The 16,898-nt window shown below is 66.3% G+C and carries 11 protein-coding genes and 2 pseudogenes; 7 read left to right on the top strand and 6 right to left on the bottom strand.

Annotation, left to right across the window (positions count from 1 at the left end; genetic code table 11):
* Window positions 1–3: 3 nt before the first annotated feature.
* From ACWPWO_RS13930 to ACWPWO_RS13920, 3 genes are read left to right on the top strand one after another with little or no spacing between them, the layout of a single operon-like run.
* Window positions 4–3,084 (top strand): multidrug efflux RND transporter permease subunit, encoded by a 3,081-nt coding sequence (locus tag ACWPWO_RS13930; RefSeq protein ID WP_454007081.1) that lies wholly within the window; start codon window positions 4–6, stop codon window positions 3,082–3,084.
* Window positions 3,081–6,203 (top strand): efflux RND transporter permease subunit, encoded by a 3,123-nt coding sequence (locus tag ACWPWO_RS13925; RefSeq protein WP_454007080.1) that lies wholly within the window; start codon window positions 3,081–3,083, stop codon window positions 6,201–6,203. The genes ACWPWO_RS13930 and ACWPWO_RS13925 overlap by 4 nt, the downstream gene beginning before the upstream one ends.
* Complete coding sequence (locus ACWPWO_RS13920) at window positions 6,193–7,665, top strand: efflux transporter outer membrane subunit (protein ID WP_454007079.1); 1,473 nt, start codon at window positions 6,193–6,195, stop codon at window positions 7,663–7,665. Before ACWPWO_RS13925 ends, ACWPWO_RS13920 begins: the two co-directional genes overlap by 11 nt.
* Here the strand turns inward: ACWPWO_RS13920 and ACWPWO_RS13915 are convergent.
* From ACWPWO_RS13915 to ACWPWO_RS13905, 3 genes and pseudogenes are all read right to left on the bottom strand, one after another.
* Window positions 7,662–8,387, bottom strand: coding sequence for a spermine/spermidine synthase domain-containing protein (locus ACWPWO_RS13915; protein WP_454007078.1), 726 nt, complete (start codon window positions 8,385–8,387; stop codon window positions 7,662–7,664). The genes ACWPWO_RS13920 and ACWPWO_RS13915 overlap by 4 nt on opposite strands.
* Window positions 8,384–9,385, bottom strand: a complete 1,002-nt coding sequence (locus ACWPWO_RS13910) for a Nudix family hydrolase (protein ID WP_454007077.1) — start codon at window positions 9,383–9,385, stop codon at window positions 8,384–8,386. The genes ACWPWO_RS13915 and ACWPWO_RS13910 overlap by 4 nt, the downstream gene beginning before the upstream one ends.
* A pseudogene (locus ACWPWO_RS13905) lies at window positions 9,378–10,243 on the bottom strand (ATP-binding protein). The gene ACWPWO_RS13910 and the pseudogene ACWPWO_RS13905 overlap by 8 nt, the downstream one beginning before the upstream one ends.
* Window positions 10,244–10,421: 178 nt before the next feature.
* On the opposite strand from ACWPWO_RS13905, the gene ispB reads away from it, so the two are divergent.
* From ispB to ACWPWO_RS13890, 3 genes and pseudogenes are all read left to right on the top strand, one after another.
* Window positions 10,422–11,387, top strand: coding sequence for an octaprenyl diphosphate synthase (gene ispB / locus ACWPWO_RS13900; protein WP_454007076.1), 966 nt, complete (start codon window positions 10,422–10,424; stop codon window positions 11,385–11,387).
* 314 nt (window positions 11,388–11,701) lie between these two features.
* Window positions 11,702–11,998 (top strand): annotated as a pseudogene (locus ACWPWO_RS13895) (sodium/glutamate symporter); the annotation flags it as partial.
* Window positions 11,999–12,101: 103 nt separating this feature from the next.
* Entirely contained in the window at window positions 12,102–12,920 is an 819-nt protein-coding gene (locus tag ACWPWO_RS13890) for a sodium/glutamate symporter (protein ID WP_454007075.1), read from the top strand.
* Between the two features lie 71 nt (window positions 12,921–12,991).
* Here ACWPWO_RS13890 and ACWPWO_RS13885 read toward each other — a convergent pair whose 3' ends face one another.
* Window positions 12,992–13,627: an NAD(P)-dependent oxidoreductase gene (locus tag ACWPWO_RS13885; RefSeq protein WP_454007074.1), complete on the bottom strand. Its 636-nt coding sequence runs from the start codon at window positions 13,625–13,627 to the stop codon at window positions 12,992–12,994.
* 176 nt (window positions 13,628–13,803) lie between these two features.
* On the opposite strand from ACWPWO_RS13885, the gene ACWPWO_RS13880 reads away from it, so the two are divergent.
* Complete coding sequence (locus tag ACWPWO_RS13880) at window positions 13,804–14,607, top strand: formylglycine-generating enzyme family protein (RefSeq protein ID WP_454007073.1); 804 nt, start codon at window positions 13,804–13,806, stop codon at window positions 14,605–14,607.
* Between the two features lie 57 nt (window positions 14,608–14,664).
* Here the strand turns inward: ACWPWO_RS13880 and ACWPWO_RS13875 are convergent, their stop codons facing one another.
* Entirely contained in the window at window positions 14,665–15,363 is a 699-nt protein-coding gene (locus ACWPWO_RS13875; RefSeq protein ID WP_454007072.1) for a Crp/Fnr family transcriptional regulator, read from the bottom strand.
* On the bottom strand, window positions 15,356–16,897 hold the full coding sequence (norR, locus tag ACWPWO_RS13870) for a nitric oxide reductase transcriptional regulator NorR (protein ID WP_454007071.1): 1,542 nt from the start codon (window positions 16,895–16,897) through the stop codon (window positions 15,356–15,358). The genes ACWPWO_RS13875 and norR overlap by 8 nt, the downstream gene beginning before the upstream one ends.
* Window position 16,898 lies beyond the last annotated feature (1 nt).

Genomic DNA, 16,898 nt, shown 5'->3' with positions numbered 1-16,898 from the left:
ACGGTGAGCATGTCCCGACTTTTCATTCTGCGCCCGGTGGCCACCACCCTGGCCATGGTCGCGCTGCTGGTGTCCGGCCTGCTGGGCTATCGCATGCTGCCGGTGGCGGCCCTGCCGCAGGTGGACTATCCCACCATCCAGGTGGTCACCCTTTATCCGGGCGCCAGTCCCGATGTGGTGGCGGCCCTGGTCACCTCGCCGCTGGAGAGGCGCTTCGGCAGCATGTCGGGCCTGTCGCAGATGATCTCCTCCAGCTCGGGCGGCGCCTCGCGCATCACCTTGCAGTTCGACCTGGGCCTGTCGCTGGACGTGGCCGAGCAGGAGGTGCAGGCGGCCATCAATGCGGCGTCCAACATGCTGCCCAACGACTTGCCCGCCCCGCCCATCTACAACAAGGTCAATCCGGCCGACACGCCGGTGATCTCGCTGGCGGTGACCTCGCCCAACATGCCCCTGCACGAGGTGCGCGACCTGATCGACGTGCGGGTTGCGCAGAAGCTCTCGCAGGTCAACGGCGTGGGCCTGGTCAGCATCGCCGGCGGCCAGCAGCCGGCCGTGCGCATCCAGGCCGACCCGGCCGCCCTGGCCGCGCGCAACCTGACCCTGACCAATCTGCGCCAGGCCGTGGTCGCGGCCAACGTCAACCAGCCCAAGGGCAATCTGGACGGACCGCAACGCTCCACCAGCATCAGCGCCAACGAACAGCTCAAGTCGGTGCGCGACTACGAGAACTTGATCATCGCCTATCAGAATGACGCCGCGGTGCGGCTGGGCGAGGTGGCGACCGTGGTGCGCGACGCCGAGGACGTGCGCCAGGCCGCGTGGGCCGGATCGGAGCCGGCCATCCTGCTGAACATCCAGCGCCAGCCCGGCGCCAACGTCATCGACGTGGTCGACCAGATCCAGCGCCTGCTGCCCGAGATCCGCCGTTCGCTGCCGGTGGGCGTGGACGTGTCGGTGGCCACCGACCGCACCCAGACCATCCGTGATTCGGTGGACCATGTGCAGAAGGAGATGATCCTGGCCATCGTGCTGGTGGTGCTGGTCACGTTCGTGTTCCTGCGCACCTGGACGGCCACCGTCATCCCCAGCGTGGTCGTGCCCATTTCACTGATCGGCACTTTCGGCATCATGTTCCTGTGCGGCTTCAGCGTGAACAACCTGACGCTCATGGCTCTGACCATCGCCACCGGCTTCGTGGTGGACGACGCCATCGTCATGATCGAGAACATCGCGCGCTACATCGAAAAAGGCGAGAGCGCCCTGCAGGCGGCCCTGAAGGGCGCCGCCCAGATCGGCTTCACGCTGCTGTCCCTGACCATTTCCCTGATCGCCGTGCTGATACCGCTGCTGTTCATGAGCGATGTCATCGGGCGGCTGTTCCGCGAGTTCGCCATCACGCTGGCCGTGGCCATCCTGCTGTCGTTGTTCATCTCTCTCACGCTCACGCCCATGATGTGCGCGCGCATGCTCAAGCCCAGCGCCGAGCAGAAGCACGGCCGCTTCACGACCTGGGCCGGCGTCCAGATGGACAGGGTCATTCACGCCTACGACAAGGGCCTGGTCTTCGTGCTGCGGCGCCAGAGGCTGACCCTGCTGGTGGCCCTGGGCACGGTGGCGCTTACCGGCCTGCTGTACGTGGTGGTGCCCAAGGGCTTCTTTCCGCAGCAGGACACCGGCCTGATCCAGGTCATCACGCAAGGGCCGCAGACGGCTTCTTTCGGCGCCATGAGTCGCCTGCAGCAAGAGGCGGCCGCCATCGTACTGGAAGATCCGGATGTGGATACCGTCACCTCCTTCATCGGCGTGGACGGCACCAATGCCACCCTGAACAACGGCCGCATGCAGATTTCCCTGAAGCCCCGGAGCAGCGGGCGCGCCGGCGCCGATGAAATCATGGCGCGGCTGGGCGAACGTCTGGCGGACATTCCCGGCCTGACGGCGTACCAGCAGTCCATACAGGAGCTGACGGTGGACGACCAGATCAGCCGCAACGTCTACCAGATGGCCCTGTCCGATCCGGACACGGACGTGCTGAACGAATGGATGCCCAAGTGGCTGGACGCCGTGCGTCGGCTGCCGCAGATCAAGGACGCGTCCATGGGGCTGCAGAACGATGGCCTGCAACTGCTGCTGGACATAGACCGCGATGCGGCCGCGCGCGTGGGCGTGACCAAGGCCAATATCGACGACGCCTTGTACGATGCTTTCGGCCAGCGCCTGATCTCCACCATCTATACCCAGTCGACCCAGTACCGCGTCGTGCTGGAAGTGCAGAGCGATTATCGCCAGGCGCCGCAGGACCTGGAGCACATCTACGTCACGACCAGCTCCGGGACTTCGGTGCCGGTCACGTCCCTGGCGCGCATCCAGCTGCTGCCCAGCACCTTGTCGGTGGAGCGGCTCGGCCAGTTCCCGGCCGTGAACGCATCCTTCGACGTGGCCGAGGGCTATTCGCTGTCGGACGCCATAAGCGCCATCGAGACGGTGCGCGAGGACATCGGCATGCCGGCCTCGGTGGACCTGCGCTACCTGGGGGCGGCCAAGGCCTTTCATGCCTCCTTGTCCAGCACGCTATGGCTGATGCTGGCGGCGGTGCTGACCATGTACATCGTGCTGGGCATCCTGTACGCGAGCTACATCCATCCTATCACCATCCTGTCCACGCTGCCGTCGGCGGCCATCGGGGCTCTGGTGGCGCTGTTGCTGGCTGGGCGGGACCTGGACATGGTGGGGGTGATCGGCATCATCCTGCTGATTGGCATCGTCAAGAAGAACGCCATCATGATGATCGACTTCGCCCTGGAGGCCCAGCGAGAGCAGGGCCTGCCTCCGCGCCAGGCCATCCATCAGGCGGCCTTGCTGCGCTTCCGGCCCATCCTGATGACCACCCTGGCCGCGCTGTTCAGCGCCATCCCGCTGATGTTCGCCACCGGCTCGGGCGCGGAGCTGCGCCAGCCGCTGGGCCTGGTTATGGTGGGCGGCCTGCTGGCCAGCCAGCTGCTGACGCTGTTCACCACGCCCGTCATCTATCTGTTCTTTGACCGCTTCACCCGCCGCAGCGGCGCGCGCGAGGCCTCATGAAGCGTCTGCTGGGTCTGTTCATCTTCCGGCCGGTGGGCTCCAGCCTGCTGGCGCTGGCCATGGTGCTGGCCGGCGCCTTGTCGCTTCGCCTGCTGCCCGTGGCGCCGCTGCCGGAAATGGATTTCCCCATAATTGCGGTCGAGGCCCGCCTGCCCGGCGCCAGCCCCGAGACCATGGCCTCAAGCGTGGCCACGCCCCTGGAGCAGTCGCTCGGTTCGATCGCCGGCATTTCCGAGATGAGCTCGCGCAGCAGCGAAGGCTCCACCCAGATCATCCTGATATTCGAGCTCGACCGGGACATCGAGGGCGCGGCCCGCGACGTGCAGGCGGCCATCAACCAGGCCCGGCCCATGCTGCCCTCGGGCATGTCCAGCGTGCCCACCTACGAAAAGGTCAATCCTTCGTCCATGCCCGTCATGGTGCTGGCCCTGACCTCGCCCACGGCGACCAAGGCCCAGCTCTACGACATGGCCAGCGGCATCGTGCAGCAGAAGCTTGCGCAGATTCCGGGCGTAGGCTCGGTGGACGTAGGCGGAGGCTCCCTGCCGGCGGTGCGCGTGGGCTTGAACCCCAAGGCGCTGGCCTCGGCCGGCGTCGCGCTGGATGACGTGCGCGCCGTCATCAACAATGCCAACAGTCTGCGGCCCAACGGTTACCTGGAAGACGGCAAGGATCAGTGGCAGCTCAGTTCGGGCAAGCAGTACAACCAGGCGCGCCAGTTCGAGCCGCTGGTGCTCAAGACCCAGGACGGGCAGGTGATCCGCCTGGGCGATGTGGCCAAGGTGGAGGATTCGGTGGAGGACATCCACAGCCTGGGCTACCTGAACGACCAGCCGGCGGTCCTGCTGATCGTGCGCCGCCAGGCGGGCGCCAACATCATCGAGACCGTCAATACCATACGCGAGCGCCTGCCCGACATCGAGGACATGCTGCCCAGCGAGGCCCACCTGTCCGTCGCGCAGGATCGCACGCCCAGCATCCGCGCCACGCTGGACGAGGCCCAGCTGACCCTGATCATCGCCGTCGCCCTGGTGGTGCTGGTGGTGCTGCTGTTCCTGCGCAACTGGCGCGCGGCCCTGATTCCGGCGATTGCGGTGCCGGCTTCGCTGATCAGCACCTTCGCCCTGATGTATCTGTTCGGCTTCACGCTCAACACCATTTCATTGATGGCCCTGATCGTGGCCACGGGCTTCGTGGTGGACGATGCCATCGTGGTGCTCGAGAGCATCATGCGCTACCTGGAGAAGGGCTTGTCGCCCATGCGCGCGGCGTTGCGCGGCACGCGCGAGGTCGGCTTCACGGTGACGGCCATGAGCCTGTCCCTGGTGGCCGTGTTCATTCCCCTGTGGCTGATCGGCGGCCTGGCCGGGCGCCTGTTCATGGAGTTCGCCGTCACGCTGTGCACGGCGGTGATGGTCTCGCTGATCATCTCGCTGATGCTCACGCCCATGATGTCGGCGCGCCTGCTGCGTCCGGGGCCGCAGCATGGACAGGCGCGCAATCCGCTCAGCCGCTTCCTGGGCTGGTTCGGCGAGGTCAGCTGGCGCGGCTATCGGCGCTCCCTGGACTGGGCCCTGAAGCATCATCGCATCATGCTGTTGTCGCTGTTCGCCACCATAGGGCTGAACGTCTACCTGTACGCCGTGGTGCCCAAGGGTCTGTTTCCCCAACAGGACACGGGCCAGCTGATGGGGTTCTTCCGCGTGGACCGCGGCACATCCTTCCAGGCCATGGAGCCCAAGCTGGAGCATTTCCGGGCCATCCTGAACCAGGATCCGGACATACGTTCGGTGGCCGTGTTCGCGGGCGGGCGTGGCGGCAGCACCTCGTCCTTCATCCTGGTCGAGCTCAAGCCGCTGGACGAGCGCACATCCAGCGCCACGGACGTGGTCAACCGCCTGCGCGAACCGCTCAGCACCACGCCGGGCGCGCGCATGTTCATGGTGCCCCAGCAGGACATCCCGGTGGGCGGGGGAAGCGGCTCGCGCTCCGGATCCTACGACTATTCGCTGCTGGGCAGCGACCTGGAGCTGCTCAAGACCTGGCTGCCCAAGGTGCAGCAGGCCATGGCTGAACTGCCCGAACTGGTGGATGTGGACACCAGCACGGACGACAAGGCAGGCCTGGTACAGCTGGAGATAGATCGTGACCAGGCCATGCGTCTGGGCGTGGACATGGCGCTAGTGGCCAATACGCTGAACAACTCCTTCAGCCAGCGGCAGGTCGCGACCATTTACGGGCGCCTGAACCAGTACAGCGTGGTCATGGGGGTGGAGCCGCGCTTCGCCCAGGATCTGCAGTCATTGAAGGAGATCGAGGTCGTCGCCCGCGACGGCACGCGCGTGCCCCTGTCGGCCTTCACGCGTTTCACCACCGGCACGACGCCGCGCAGCATCAATCACATGGGTCTGCTGGTGGCTGAATCCGTATCCTTCGGCCTGGCCGAAGGCGTCACCTTGAGCCAGGCCACGGCGGCCATCGAGCAGGCCATGGCGCGCATCCAGCTGCCCACGCGCGAGATCCAGGCCGGCTTCGAAGGCAATACTGCCCAGATGCTGGATTCCATCGCCAAGCAGCCGCTGATGTTCCTGGCCGCGCTGGTCGCCCTGTACATCGTGCTGGGCATGCTGTACGAAAGCTACATGCATCCGCTGACCATTCTGTCCACGCTGCCCTCGGCGGGCATAGGGGCCTTGCTGGCCCTGATGATGACCAGCGGCGAATTCAACCTGATCGCCATGATAGGCGTGTTCCTGCTGATCGGCATCGTCAAGAAGAACGCCATCATGATGGTGGACTACGCCCTGCAGATGGAGCGCGAGCACGGTCTGGATTCGCGCCAGGCCATCTATGAAGCCTGCCTGGTGCGTTTCCGGCCCATCATGATGACCACGCTGTCGGCCATCTTTGGCGCCGTTCCGCTGGTGCTGGCCTCCGGTCCCGGCGTGGAGATGCGCCAGCCGCTGGGCGTCACCATCGTGGGCGGCCTGGCGCTGAGCCAGATCCTGACCCTGTACACCACGCCGGTGGTCTATCTGTACCTGGACCGCCTGCGCCACCGTTTCCTGCGCCGCATGCGCCGCACTACTTTGGACGAGCAGACTGACCATGCCCGCTAACCGTCTTTTCTTCGCGCCCCTGACGCGCCTGAGCCTGGCCTTGCTGCTGGGGGCCCTGGCCGGCTGCGCCGTGGGTCCCGACTATCAGCGTCCCGACGCCCCCGTGGGCGAGCATTTTCGCGAAGCCCGCGTCGAGGGAGCCTGGAAGACCGCCCAGCCGGCGGACCTGCAGGCGCGCGGCGCCTGGTGGGCGGCCTTCAACGATGGCGTGCTCGACGAACTGATGCGCGGCCTGAACACCCAGAATTTTTCCGTGCAGCAGGCCGAGGCGCGGGTGCGCCAGGCCCAGGCGGCGCTGTCCAACGCGCGCTCGGGCCTGTTCCCGCAGGTGAACGGCACGGCGGCTTCCACCCGCCGCGGCAGCGGTTCGGGCCAGACCAGCCAGAGCGGCAGCACGTATGACTTGAACGCCAACGTGTCCTGGGAGGTGGACCTGTGGGGGCGCATCCGCCGCCAAGTGGAATCGGGCGACGCCTCGCTGCAGGCCAGCGCGGCCGACATGGTGGCCACGCGCCTGAGCCTGCAGTCGCAACTGGCGCAGACGTATTTCCAGTACCGCAGCGCGGAGTCGGCCGAGCGCCTGCTGGACCAGACCGTACAGGCTTACGAGCGCTCCTTGCAGATCAATCAGAACCGCCTGGACGCCGGCTTTTCCGCGCAGAGCGACGTGGCCGCGGCGCTCAGCCAGTTGGAAGGGGCGCGTACTCAGCGTCTGGCGTTGAATCGTGAAAAAGCAGGCTACCAGCACGCCTTGGCGGTGCTGGTGGGGCGTCCGCCCTCGCAGTTCGAACTGGTGCCCCATGCGCCTTGGCCGGTTGTGCCGGACATCCCGGTGGGCCTGCCGTCCAGCCTGCTGGAGCGGCGCCCCGACGTGGCGCGCGCCGAGCGCCGCATGGCGCAGGCCAACGCCGAGATCGGCGTGGCCAAGGCAGCCTGGTTTCCGAGCCTGAAACTCAACGCCAGCGGCGGCTTCAGCAGCTCGGATCTGAGCGAGTGGCTGACGGCGCCGGCCCGCGTGTGGTCCCTGGGGCCGTCCCTGGCCCTGACCTTGCTGGATTTCGGCGCGCGCCGGGCCAAGGTGGAACAGGCCGAGGCCGGCTATGACGAGCAGGTTGCCGCATATCGCCAGACCGTGCTGACCGCGCTCAAGGAAGTGGAGGATGCGCTCTCGGACTTGAACGGGCTGGGGCTCGAGCAGGCCAGCCAGGCCCGGGCCCTGGCGGCGGCGCGGGAGTCCCTGCAGTTGACGCGCAATCAGTTCGACGCGGGCCTGGTGGACTACCTGAGCCTGGCGCAAACCGAAACCACGGCGTTTTCCGCGGAGAGGCAGGCGCTGGACCTGGAGTCGCAGCGCCTGCGCGCCGCGGTCAAGCTGCTGGTCGCCCTGGGCGGAGGCTGGGCGGCCCCGTCGGGCGCGGAGCAGGCGGAATCGGGAACGGCCGCGTCCGCCGGCTCGCCCTAATCCTGCTCCATCCAGGCGTACAGGCCGTCGACCCAATTGCGGGCGTCGTCCAGGCCGAGTCGGCTCCGGATGCGCTCGGCGCGCTCATAGAGCTCGTCAAAATCGATTTGCGGCGCCTGCTTGAAGGCGATGGCCACGATATTGCCGTCGTGGCTTTCCGGCAGCCAGGCCACGGCGGCGAAGATCTGCTGCAGTGCGTGCAGATTGCGTGCATGAACCAGCGGGGCGCCCAGCAGATTGACGGTCAGCAGCCCGTGCGGGGCCAGGGCCTGGCGGCAGGCCTGGTAGAAATCCAGGTCTTCCAGCGCGGGGTGATCGGCCTGGTCGGAATACAGATCCGCTTGCAGGACATCCAGCGTTGCGTCCTGCTGCCGCAGGTAGGCCAGTGCATCGGTGATGTGCACGCGCAGGCGTCCGTTGTCGGGCGGCAGTTCGAAGACCAGCCGGCAGGCCCTGTACACCTCGGGGTTCAGCTCCACGGCCTCGACCAGCGCATCGGGAAAGTGGCGATGGCAGAAACGCGTCAGCGCGCCCGCGCCCAGGCCCAGCTGGACGATGCGCCGGGGCTGATCCAGGAACAGCGTCCACATCATCATCTGCCGTATGTATTCCAGTTCCAGGCGTTCCGGCGCGTCCAGGCGCATGGCGCCCTGCACCCAGGGCGAGCCCAGGTGCAGGTAGCGCACGCCTTCGTGCTCCGAGATGGTGACCGGCGGCATCATGCCTGCGGGCCGTCCATCAGCTTGCGTATGCCGGCAATGCCATGGGCGCCGTGCCGGCGGGCCGGGTCCAGCGTCTGCGACGATTGCCCGCCGATGGCATAGACCGGGCGGCCCGCCTGGGAGGCCAGTTCTGCAAAACGCGCCCAACCCATGCCGGGGTCGCCGGGATGGGAGCGGGTTTCCAGTACATGGCCCAGCACCAGGAAGTCCGCCTGGATCTTGCGGGCCAGCTCGATGTCGCTCTCGTTGTGGGTCGAGATGCCGATCAGTCCCTGGTTCAGGGCAGGGAAGGCGGTCAGGGTGTCGTGGCGACGCTCGGCCAGGGCCAGCGCGTCGCTGGCGCGCAGATGCACGCCGTCGGCATGGTCCCACCAGCTCTGCGGATGCACGCTGTTCACCAGGCAGCGGGCCTGGTAGCGGTGACACAGGCTGACCACCTGCAAGAAAGCCTGGTGCAGGTGGAATTCCGCGTCCTCGCGCGCCGCCCAGCCCGGTTCGCGGAACTGGACCAGCGCCAGGCCCTGTTGCAGGGCCTGTTCCAGTTGTTGCAGGTATTGGGGCAGGCGCGCCGGCTCCTCGATCTGGGTGATCAGGTAGCGTTCGGGCAGCTGCAGCCATTTCAGGGGCGGTTCGGTGGCCGGCAGCACGGGACCCACGTCCAGCGGGCCGGCCGGGCGCACCCAGGCCAGTTCCTGGCCTTCCATGCCGCGCGGCTCGCCTTGCCAGCCGCGCACCAGGCAGAAGTACAGCTTGACGAAATTCTTGGGATATTCATGGGTGTACGTGACCCAGGGCTGGGCCTCGGTGACCTCGATGTCCAGTTCCTCGCGCAGCTCGCGCGCCAGGGCCTGCATGACGTCCTCGCCCGGTTCGATCTTGCCGCCGGGCAGCTCCCACCAGCCCGGCCAGGGCTTGTCGGCCGGGCGGCTGCCCAGCAGGACGCGGCCGTCGGGCTGCAGCAGCACGCCCACGGCCACTTCGATGCAGGGTTTACACATGGCGGGCCGTCCAGTCGCGGGCGAACTGGCGCGCCACGCGGCCCGAGCGCGAACCGCGCTCCAGCGCCCACTGCAGCGCCTCGGTGCGCGAGGCCTGGATCTGCTCGGCCGGGCAGCCCAGCGCGCCCAGCCAGTAGTAGACGATGTCCAGGTAGTCGTCCTGCTTGAAGGGATAGAAGGACAGCCACAGCCCGAAGCGTTCGGACAGGGACACTTTTTCCTCGACCGCTTCGCCGGGATGGATCTCGCCGTCGGCCGAGGTGGAGACGCCCAGATTCTCCTTCATGTATTCCGGCATCAGGTGGCGCCGATTGGATGTGGCGTAGATCAGCACGTTGTCGCCCGGAGAGGCCACCGAACCGTCCAGCACCGACTTCAGGGCCTTGTAGCCGGCTTCGCCTTCTTCAAAGGACAGGTCGTCGCTGAAGATGATGAAATGCTCGGGGCGGACGCTGATCAGCTCGATGATCTCGCCCAGGTCGCCCAGGTCCGACTTGTCCACTTCGATCAGGCGCAGGCCCCGGTCGGCGTATTGCGACAGCATGGCCTTGACCAGCGAGCTCTTGCCCGTGCCGCGCGCGCCCGTCATCAACACGTTGTTGGCGGGCTTGCCTTCCAGGAAGTGGCGCGTGTTGCGTTCGATGATGCTTTTCTGGCGCTCGATGTGGTGCAGGTCCTCGCTGCGTATGGCGGCAACGTGGCTGACGCCTTCCAGCCAGCCGCGCGACCCGTTCTTGCGCCAGCGAAAGGCGACGGCGTCCCAGTTGATGGGCGGGGGGCGGGGGGCAGCCAGGCTTCCAGCTGGGCCAGGACGCGTTCGGCGCGGCTGATCAGTGTGCTGAGGTCTTGCGGATTCAAGACAGTCTCCGTAATCGGTCTTCGAAACCGCTATTATCGCTAATTTGAAACGCTTTCCAGTGCCCAAATCCGTGCAAGGCTGGTAACAATAGGCCTAAAGCGACTCAAAATCGTATAATCACCAAGTTATGAATGGCCGTGACGGCGGCCGCACCACTTACTCGTCCGGAATCCTGTTTTGAACCTCTCAGCCCTGATTGAACCTATCGCCGACGACATGAAGGCTCTCGATGTCGTCATTCGTGAGCGCTTGAATTCGGACGTGGTGCTCATACGCACGATCGGCGAATACATCGTCAGCGCCGGCGGCAAGCGCATGAGGCCCGCCCTGCTGCTGCTGGTGGCCCGGGCGCTGGGCTATCAGGGCGCCACGCATCACCTGCTGGCCGGCGTGGTGGAGTTCATCCACACCGCGACCCTGCTGCACGACGACGTGGTCGACGAATCGGACATGCGCCGCGGCCGCCACACCGCCAATGCCGTCTTCGGCAACGCCGCCAGCGTGCTGGTGGGCGATTATCTCTATTCCCGCTCCTTCGAGATGATGGTGGAATCCGACTCCATGCGCGCCATGGCCGTGCTGTCGGGCGCCACCACGGTCATCGCCGAAGGCGAGGTGCTGCAGTTGCTGAACGTGCATGATCCGGACGTCTCCCTGGAACGCTACCTGCAGGTCGTGCGCTACAAGACCGCCAAGCTGTTCGAGGCCGCCGCCCAGGTGGGCGCCATCGTGGCCGGCGCGCAGCCGCACCTGGAAGAAGCCATGGCGTCCTACGGCCGCCATATCGGCACGGCCTTCCAGCTCATCGACGACGTGCTGGACTACACCGGCGACACGGAAGCGCTGGGCAAGAACGTGGGCGACGACCTGCGCGAAGGCAAGCCCACCATGCCGCTGATCCGCGTCATGGAAGTGGGCACGCCCGAACAGGCGCAGCTCATCAAGACAGCCATCGAGACCGGCGATGCCGATTTCAGCGCCGTGGCCCAGGCCATCGAGCAGACCGACGCCCTGGCCTATACCCGCCAGGCCGCCGAAGCCGAGGCCGAGCTCGCCGTGCAGGCATTGGAGTCGGTGCCCGACAGCGAATTCAAGCAGGTCCTGCTGCGCCTGTGCGCCTTCGCCGTCAAGCGCGACCGTTGAACCCGCATTCGTGAAACCCGCCGAACGGCGGGTTTTTTTTGACTGCCTGAACTGCAAGGCTAAAAGACGTCTCCTAGGGAAGCTGGACTTTTTTGTAAGCAGATCGCGGAAATTCAACGGTTTTTACACGTGAAATCCGTCGATTATGTTATTTTCTGAACCCCGCTGCAATTTGCTCAGCACAGGTGCGTCGCGTTATCGTGTGGCCTGCCTGCAAAAAATTTGCACGCGCACCCGGCATGTTGCGGCAGTGAATCCTGCCTTGGTAAAGAGGGTCGCGTCGACATATCCAAAAGATGTAAGGGAAAGGATTCATGGACATCCAGCTTGATATCGCACAGACGGTCGGCATGGCCGCCGTTTTTCTGGTTTTGGGGGAGTACATCAAGAATCGCGTGGCCATCCTGGCGCGCTATTTCATCCCCAGCCCCATCATCGGGGGACTGATCTTTTCCCTGATCGCCCTGGTCGGGCACCAGACCGGCGCCTTCACCTTCCAGTTCAACGACGATATCCGCAATTTCCTGCTGATGGCGTTCTTCACCACCATCGGCTTCTCGGCCAGTTTCGAGCTGCTCAAGAAGGGCGGGGTGGCCGTGGCCATGTTCCTGGGCTGCGCCGTGGGCCTGATCGTCCTGCAGAACGTCATGGGCGTCTCCCTGGCCATGCTGGGGTGCCAATCCGCTGATCGGCCTGGCGGCCGGCTCGGTATCCATGACGGGCGGCCATGGCACGTCCGCCGCCTTCGGCCCCTTGATGGAGACCGCGGGCGCCACCGGGGCCCTTCCCGCCGCCATTGCCGCCTCCACCTGGGGCCTGGTCATGGGCTGCGTGATCGGCGGCCCGGTGGGCCTGCGCCTGATGAAGCGCCACGGCATCACAGGTCCGGAGCCGCATCGCCGCCATCGCCGCCAGCACGAGGGCAAGGATGCCGCGCCCGCCACCCATACGGAAACCATCCAGGTCGACGACAGCGGTTTCGACATGCCCGTGTACGCCGTGGTGCTGCTGGCCGTGGCCATAGGCATAGGCAGCCTGATCATCAACTGGCTGGCCGAGCGCGGCATCGTCCTGCCGGCCTACCTGGGCTCCATGCTGGTGGCCGCCGTCATCCGCAACATCATCGATTGGCGCCGCTACCGCCTGCCCGAGAAAGAATTCGAGATCATGGGCAATGTGTCGCTGGCCTTCTTCCTGGTCATGGCCTTGATGGTCATGAAGCTCTGGGAACTGGCCGAGGTGGCCGGGCCGCTGCTGCTGATCCTGGTCGCCCAGACCGTGCTGATGTTCGCCTACGCGTCCTTCGTCACCTTCCGCGTGATGGGCAAGGACTACGACGCCGTCGTGATGTCCGCGGGCCACTGCGGCTTCGGCATGGGCGCCACGCCCAACGCCATGGCCAATATGCAGGCCTTCACCGAAGACAACGGCCCCTCGCGCAAGGCCTTCTTCGTGATCCCCCTGGTGGGCTCGCTGTTCATCGACTTCTTCAACGCCGTCATCATCACGGGGTTCATGAATTTCTTCAGTTGAACCTGCGCCAAGCCGCAGATCAAGCAAGACGGGCGCCTGTCAGGCGCCCGTCTTGTTGTGTGCCGGCCTGATCAGTAACCCACGGTAAAGCGCATGCGGGTATGGCGGGGGCGTTCGACTTCGTCCAGCATGGCCATGGCGTAGTCCTGGGTGCTGATGCGGCTGTCGCCTTTGTCGTCCACCAGCAGATCGTCCTTGCCCAGGCGGAACTGCCCGGTTCGCCGGCCAGGTTCCAGCATGGCGGAGGGCGCCAGCATGGTCCAGTCCAGGTCGCAGGCCCTCAGCAGGGCCAGGGCGTCGCGCGCGCCTTCGGCCGTCGCTTTCCACTCCTTGGGGAAGTCGGGCGTGTCCAGCAGGGCCTGCCCCGGTCCCACGTTCAGCGCGCCGGCGCCGCCCACCACCAGCAGGCGCGGGACGCCGGCCAGGCGCACGGCGTTCAGGATGTGCCGCATGCCCTGCACGTAGTAGGCGCGCACGTCCGGCTGGGCGTGACCGCTGAAGGCGCTGATGACGGCGTGATGCTTGCGCAGCTTGTCGGCCAGCGCCTGCTCATTCATGACGTCCACCTTGAGCGCGGTCAGCTTGGGGTGGGCCGGCAGCTTCTCGGGGTGGCCGGCCAGAGCGCTGACCTGATGGCCGCGGGCCAGGGCTTCATCGCGCAGGGCCGAGCCGACATAGCCGCTGGCGCCGATCAATGCAATTTTCATGGCTGCTCCGGAGGGTAGGGTGAGCATCTATCTTCTCAGCCTGTCCCGAAAATAAAAAGTGCGCAGATGCAAGGCGGTTTTGCGTTGATGGCATAGTGTTACTGCTGTGCTTGCCCTGGCGCAAGGACAGCGGCCGCCGCCTGGGTTCCAATCCAGACATGTAGCGGAGATTGTCGATGAGAAAGCGAATTCTGGGAACCATGGCGCTGGCGGCCTTGCTGGCGGCGTGCTCGGCGGGCGAACAGGCCGCCGCGCCGGAAATGCCGGAGCTGGTCAGTGTTGCGGGACCGGCGCGCCTGCTGGTCCAGCCGGGCGAATTCCTGCAGGACGGCAAGCTGGTGGCGTCCGATACGGTCATGTACGCGCCCGCCGCCTCCCTGCAGGTCATGAAGCATCTGGTCAGCCAGCGGGACTACAGCCAATGCGTTGCCGCAGGGCGTTGCAAGCAGGCCGATCCCGTCGGCCAGGGACAGGCGCGGGACATGCCGGTGGCTGGCGTCAGCTGGCAGGACGGCCAGGACTACGCCGCCTGGCTGTCGGAGCGTACCGGCAGGCGTTTTCGACTGCCGACTTTTCTGGAGTGGAGCTACTTCGCGGGCCTGCAGGCTCCCGATGCCGCCCAGGGGCCATTGGACGAGAACGCCCAGGCGGCCCTGTGGCTGGAGGAATACCAGGTCAACTATCGCCGCAAGCAGGAACAGGAAGTCCCCCTGGCGCCCATGGGCCAAGGGCAGGCAAACGCGCACGGGGTGTTCGATGCGGGCGGCCAGGTGTCGGAATGGACCGACACCTGCCATGTCCGCGTGCACAGGCTGGGCACGCCGGCCGCTGAATCGCGGCTGGAGAATTGCGGCGTGCGCACCCTGGGAGGAGAGCACGTTGCCGTCATGCCCGATTTCATCCGCGATCCCAAGTCCGGCGCCTGCTCGGTCGGCGTACCGCCGCGCTACCTGGGCCTGCGCCTGGTGACCGAGGGCTGAATATGGCGCAAGCTTCGCCGTTCACGGCAAAGCCGGATCTTCATTGGCCCGGCGGCTTCAGGCGCCGTCGAGCACGGTACGCGCGAATCCGTCCAGGTCGGCGATCGTGATCTGCTTGCGGCCGGCCTGTATCAGTCCCTGATGGTCCCAGCTGCTGACGATGCGGCTGGCGGTGTACAGCGTGGTGCCGGCCAGGTCGGCCAGATCCTGGCGGGTCACGGGGATGCTCAGGGACGTGCCCTGCGCATCGTCCTGGCCCACTTGCCGGATCAGGCGCAGCAGGCTGTGCGCCAGGCGCTGCTCCACTTCCAGGCTGTGGATTTCCAGCAGCCTGTCGTCGGCCTCGCTCAGGCGCCGGGAAACCGTATCCTGGGCGGCGTGCAGCAGGCAGGGGTAGCGCGAGGTCAGGCCTTCCCAGGCCTGCTCGGGCCAGGCCAGCGCGGCGCTCTGGGTCACGCTGACGGCGGTGGCCGGATAGCTGCGCCGGCGCAGGGCGGGAGCGATCCCGATGACATCACCCGGCAAGGCGAAGCGCACCAGCAGTTGCGAGCCGTTGGGCATGGTGCGCACGACTTTGATCAAGCCTTGCAGCAGCACGAAAAAGTGGTCGCTGGCCTGCTCCTGGCGGAAGACCTGGCTGTCCTTGTCGTATCGGATCAGGCGGCCCTGCCGCCACAGATCGTCCAGGCTGGCGGCATCCAGCCGGGAGAACACGGGCAGGGCCGACAGCATGGAGGCGCTGGAAATGTCATTCATGAATGAAAGTCTCTGAACGGGCCTTGAGCCCAAGTTTGCCGGCCAGTTTGTGCAGGTTGCTGGGATCCAGTCCGAGGCGGCGGGCGGCCTGGCTCCAGTTGCCGCCCGAGTGCTCCAGGGCCTGGCGTATGAGATGGCGTTGCAACTGGTCCACCGATTGGCGCAGCGGTTGCCAGACTGGACCTCGGGAAGGCGCGGCGGCAGGGGGCTGAGCATGCACGGGCGGAGTCAGGCCCAGATTGTCGGCGTCCAGCGTGAAGATCTGATTGCGGTCGGGCGCATCGACCAGCAGCCGGATGGCGGCCCGGCTGATCAGGTGTTCCAGTTCGCGTACATTGCCGGGCCAGTGGTAGGCCAGCAGGGCGGCCTCGGCGCCGGGTGAGAGTCGTACCCCGCGCAGGCCCAGGCGCGAGCGGTTGGCCTCCAGGAAATGCCCGGCCAGCAGCAGGATGTCGTTGTGCCGGTCGCGCAAGGGCGGGATGTTCAGGGGAAAGACGGACAGGCGGTGGAACAGGTCCGAGCGGAAAGCGCCCTGGGCGACCTGCTGGCCCAGGTCGCGGTTGGTGGCGGCCACCAGCCGCACGTCCAGCTTGACCGGATGGTCGGCTCCCAGGCGCTGGACTTCGCCGTTCTGCAGCGTGCGCAGCAATTTGGCCTGCACCGAGAGCGACAGCTCGCCGATCTCGTCCAGGAACAGCGTGCCGCCTTCGGCGGCCTCGAAGCGCCCGGCGCGGTCGGCCTGCGCGCCCGAGAACGCGCCTTTCACATGGCCGAACAGCTCGCTTTCCGCCAGCGATTCAGGCAGGGCGGCGCAGTTCACGTAGACCAGCGGCTTGTGGCTGCGGCGCGAGCGCTGGTGCAGGCGGCGCGCGAACAGCTCCTTGCCCACGCCGGTTTCGCCCAGCAGCAGCACCGGCAGCTCCGAATCGGCCACCGTGTCCAGCAAGTGGATCACGTCCAGCATGGGGACGCTGGCGCCGATGATCTCCGAGGAGCTGGTCTGCGCCAGGCGTCCGGCCGGCTGCGTGGACAGCAGGCGCAGGCTGCGGTTTTCTTCTTCCAGCTCGCTCACGCGGATGGCGCTTTCCAGCACCAGGCTGCAGCGCTGCAGCTCGATCAGGGCCTGCTCGCAGAAGGTGCCCGGTTGCAGGGCGTCCAGGGTCAGGATGCCCCAGGGCGCGCCTTTCAGGTGCAGGGCAATGCCTACGCAGTCATGCACGGGCAGGGGCTGTCCCTGCTTGTCGTCCAGCAGGCCGTCGTAGGGGTCGGGCAGCTCGCAGTCGGGCTCGAAGCGGATCGGGCTGCGGCTGGCCAGGATGCGGGCGAAACGGGGATGGTCGGCAATGACGAAGTGCCGGCCCATGGTGTCGTTGCTCAATCCGCTGGCGGCCATGATGCGCAGCACGGTGTCGTCCAGCTTGAGCAGGCCTACGGCATCGCAGGCGAAATGGCGGGCGACCAATTGCACCATGCGCTGCAGACGCAGGGCGCCTGGGATGTCGGTGGCCAGGTCGGCGATGAGGAGTTCAAGCATG

This window comes from Alcaligenes sp. Marseille-Q7550, from assembly GCF_965112015.1.
Note: the sequence above shows the minus strand (reverse complement) of the source record. Positions and strands in the feature narration are given on the sequence as shown.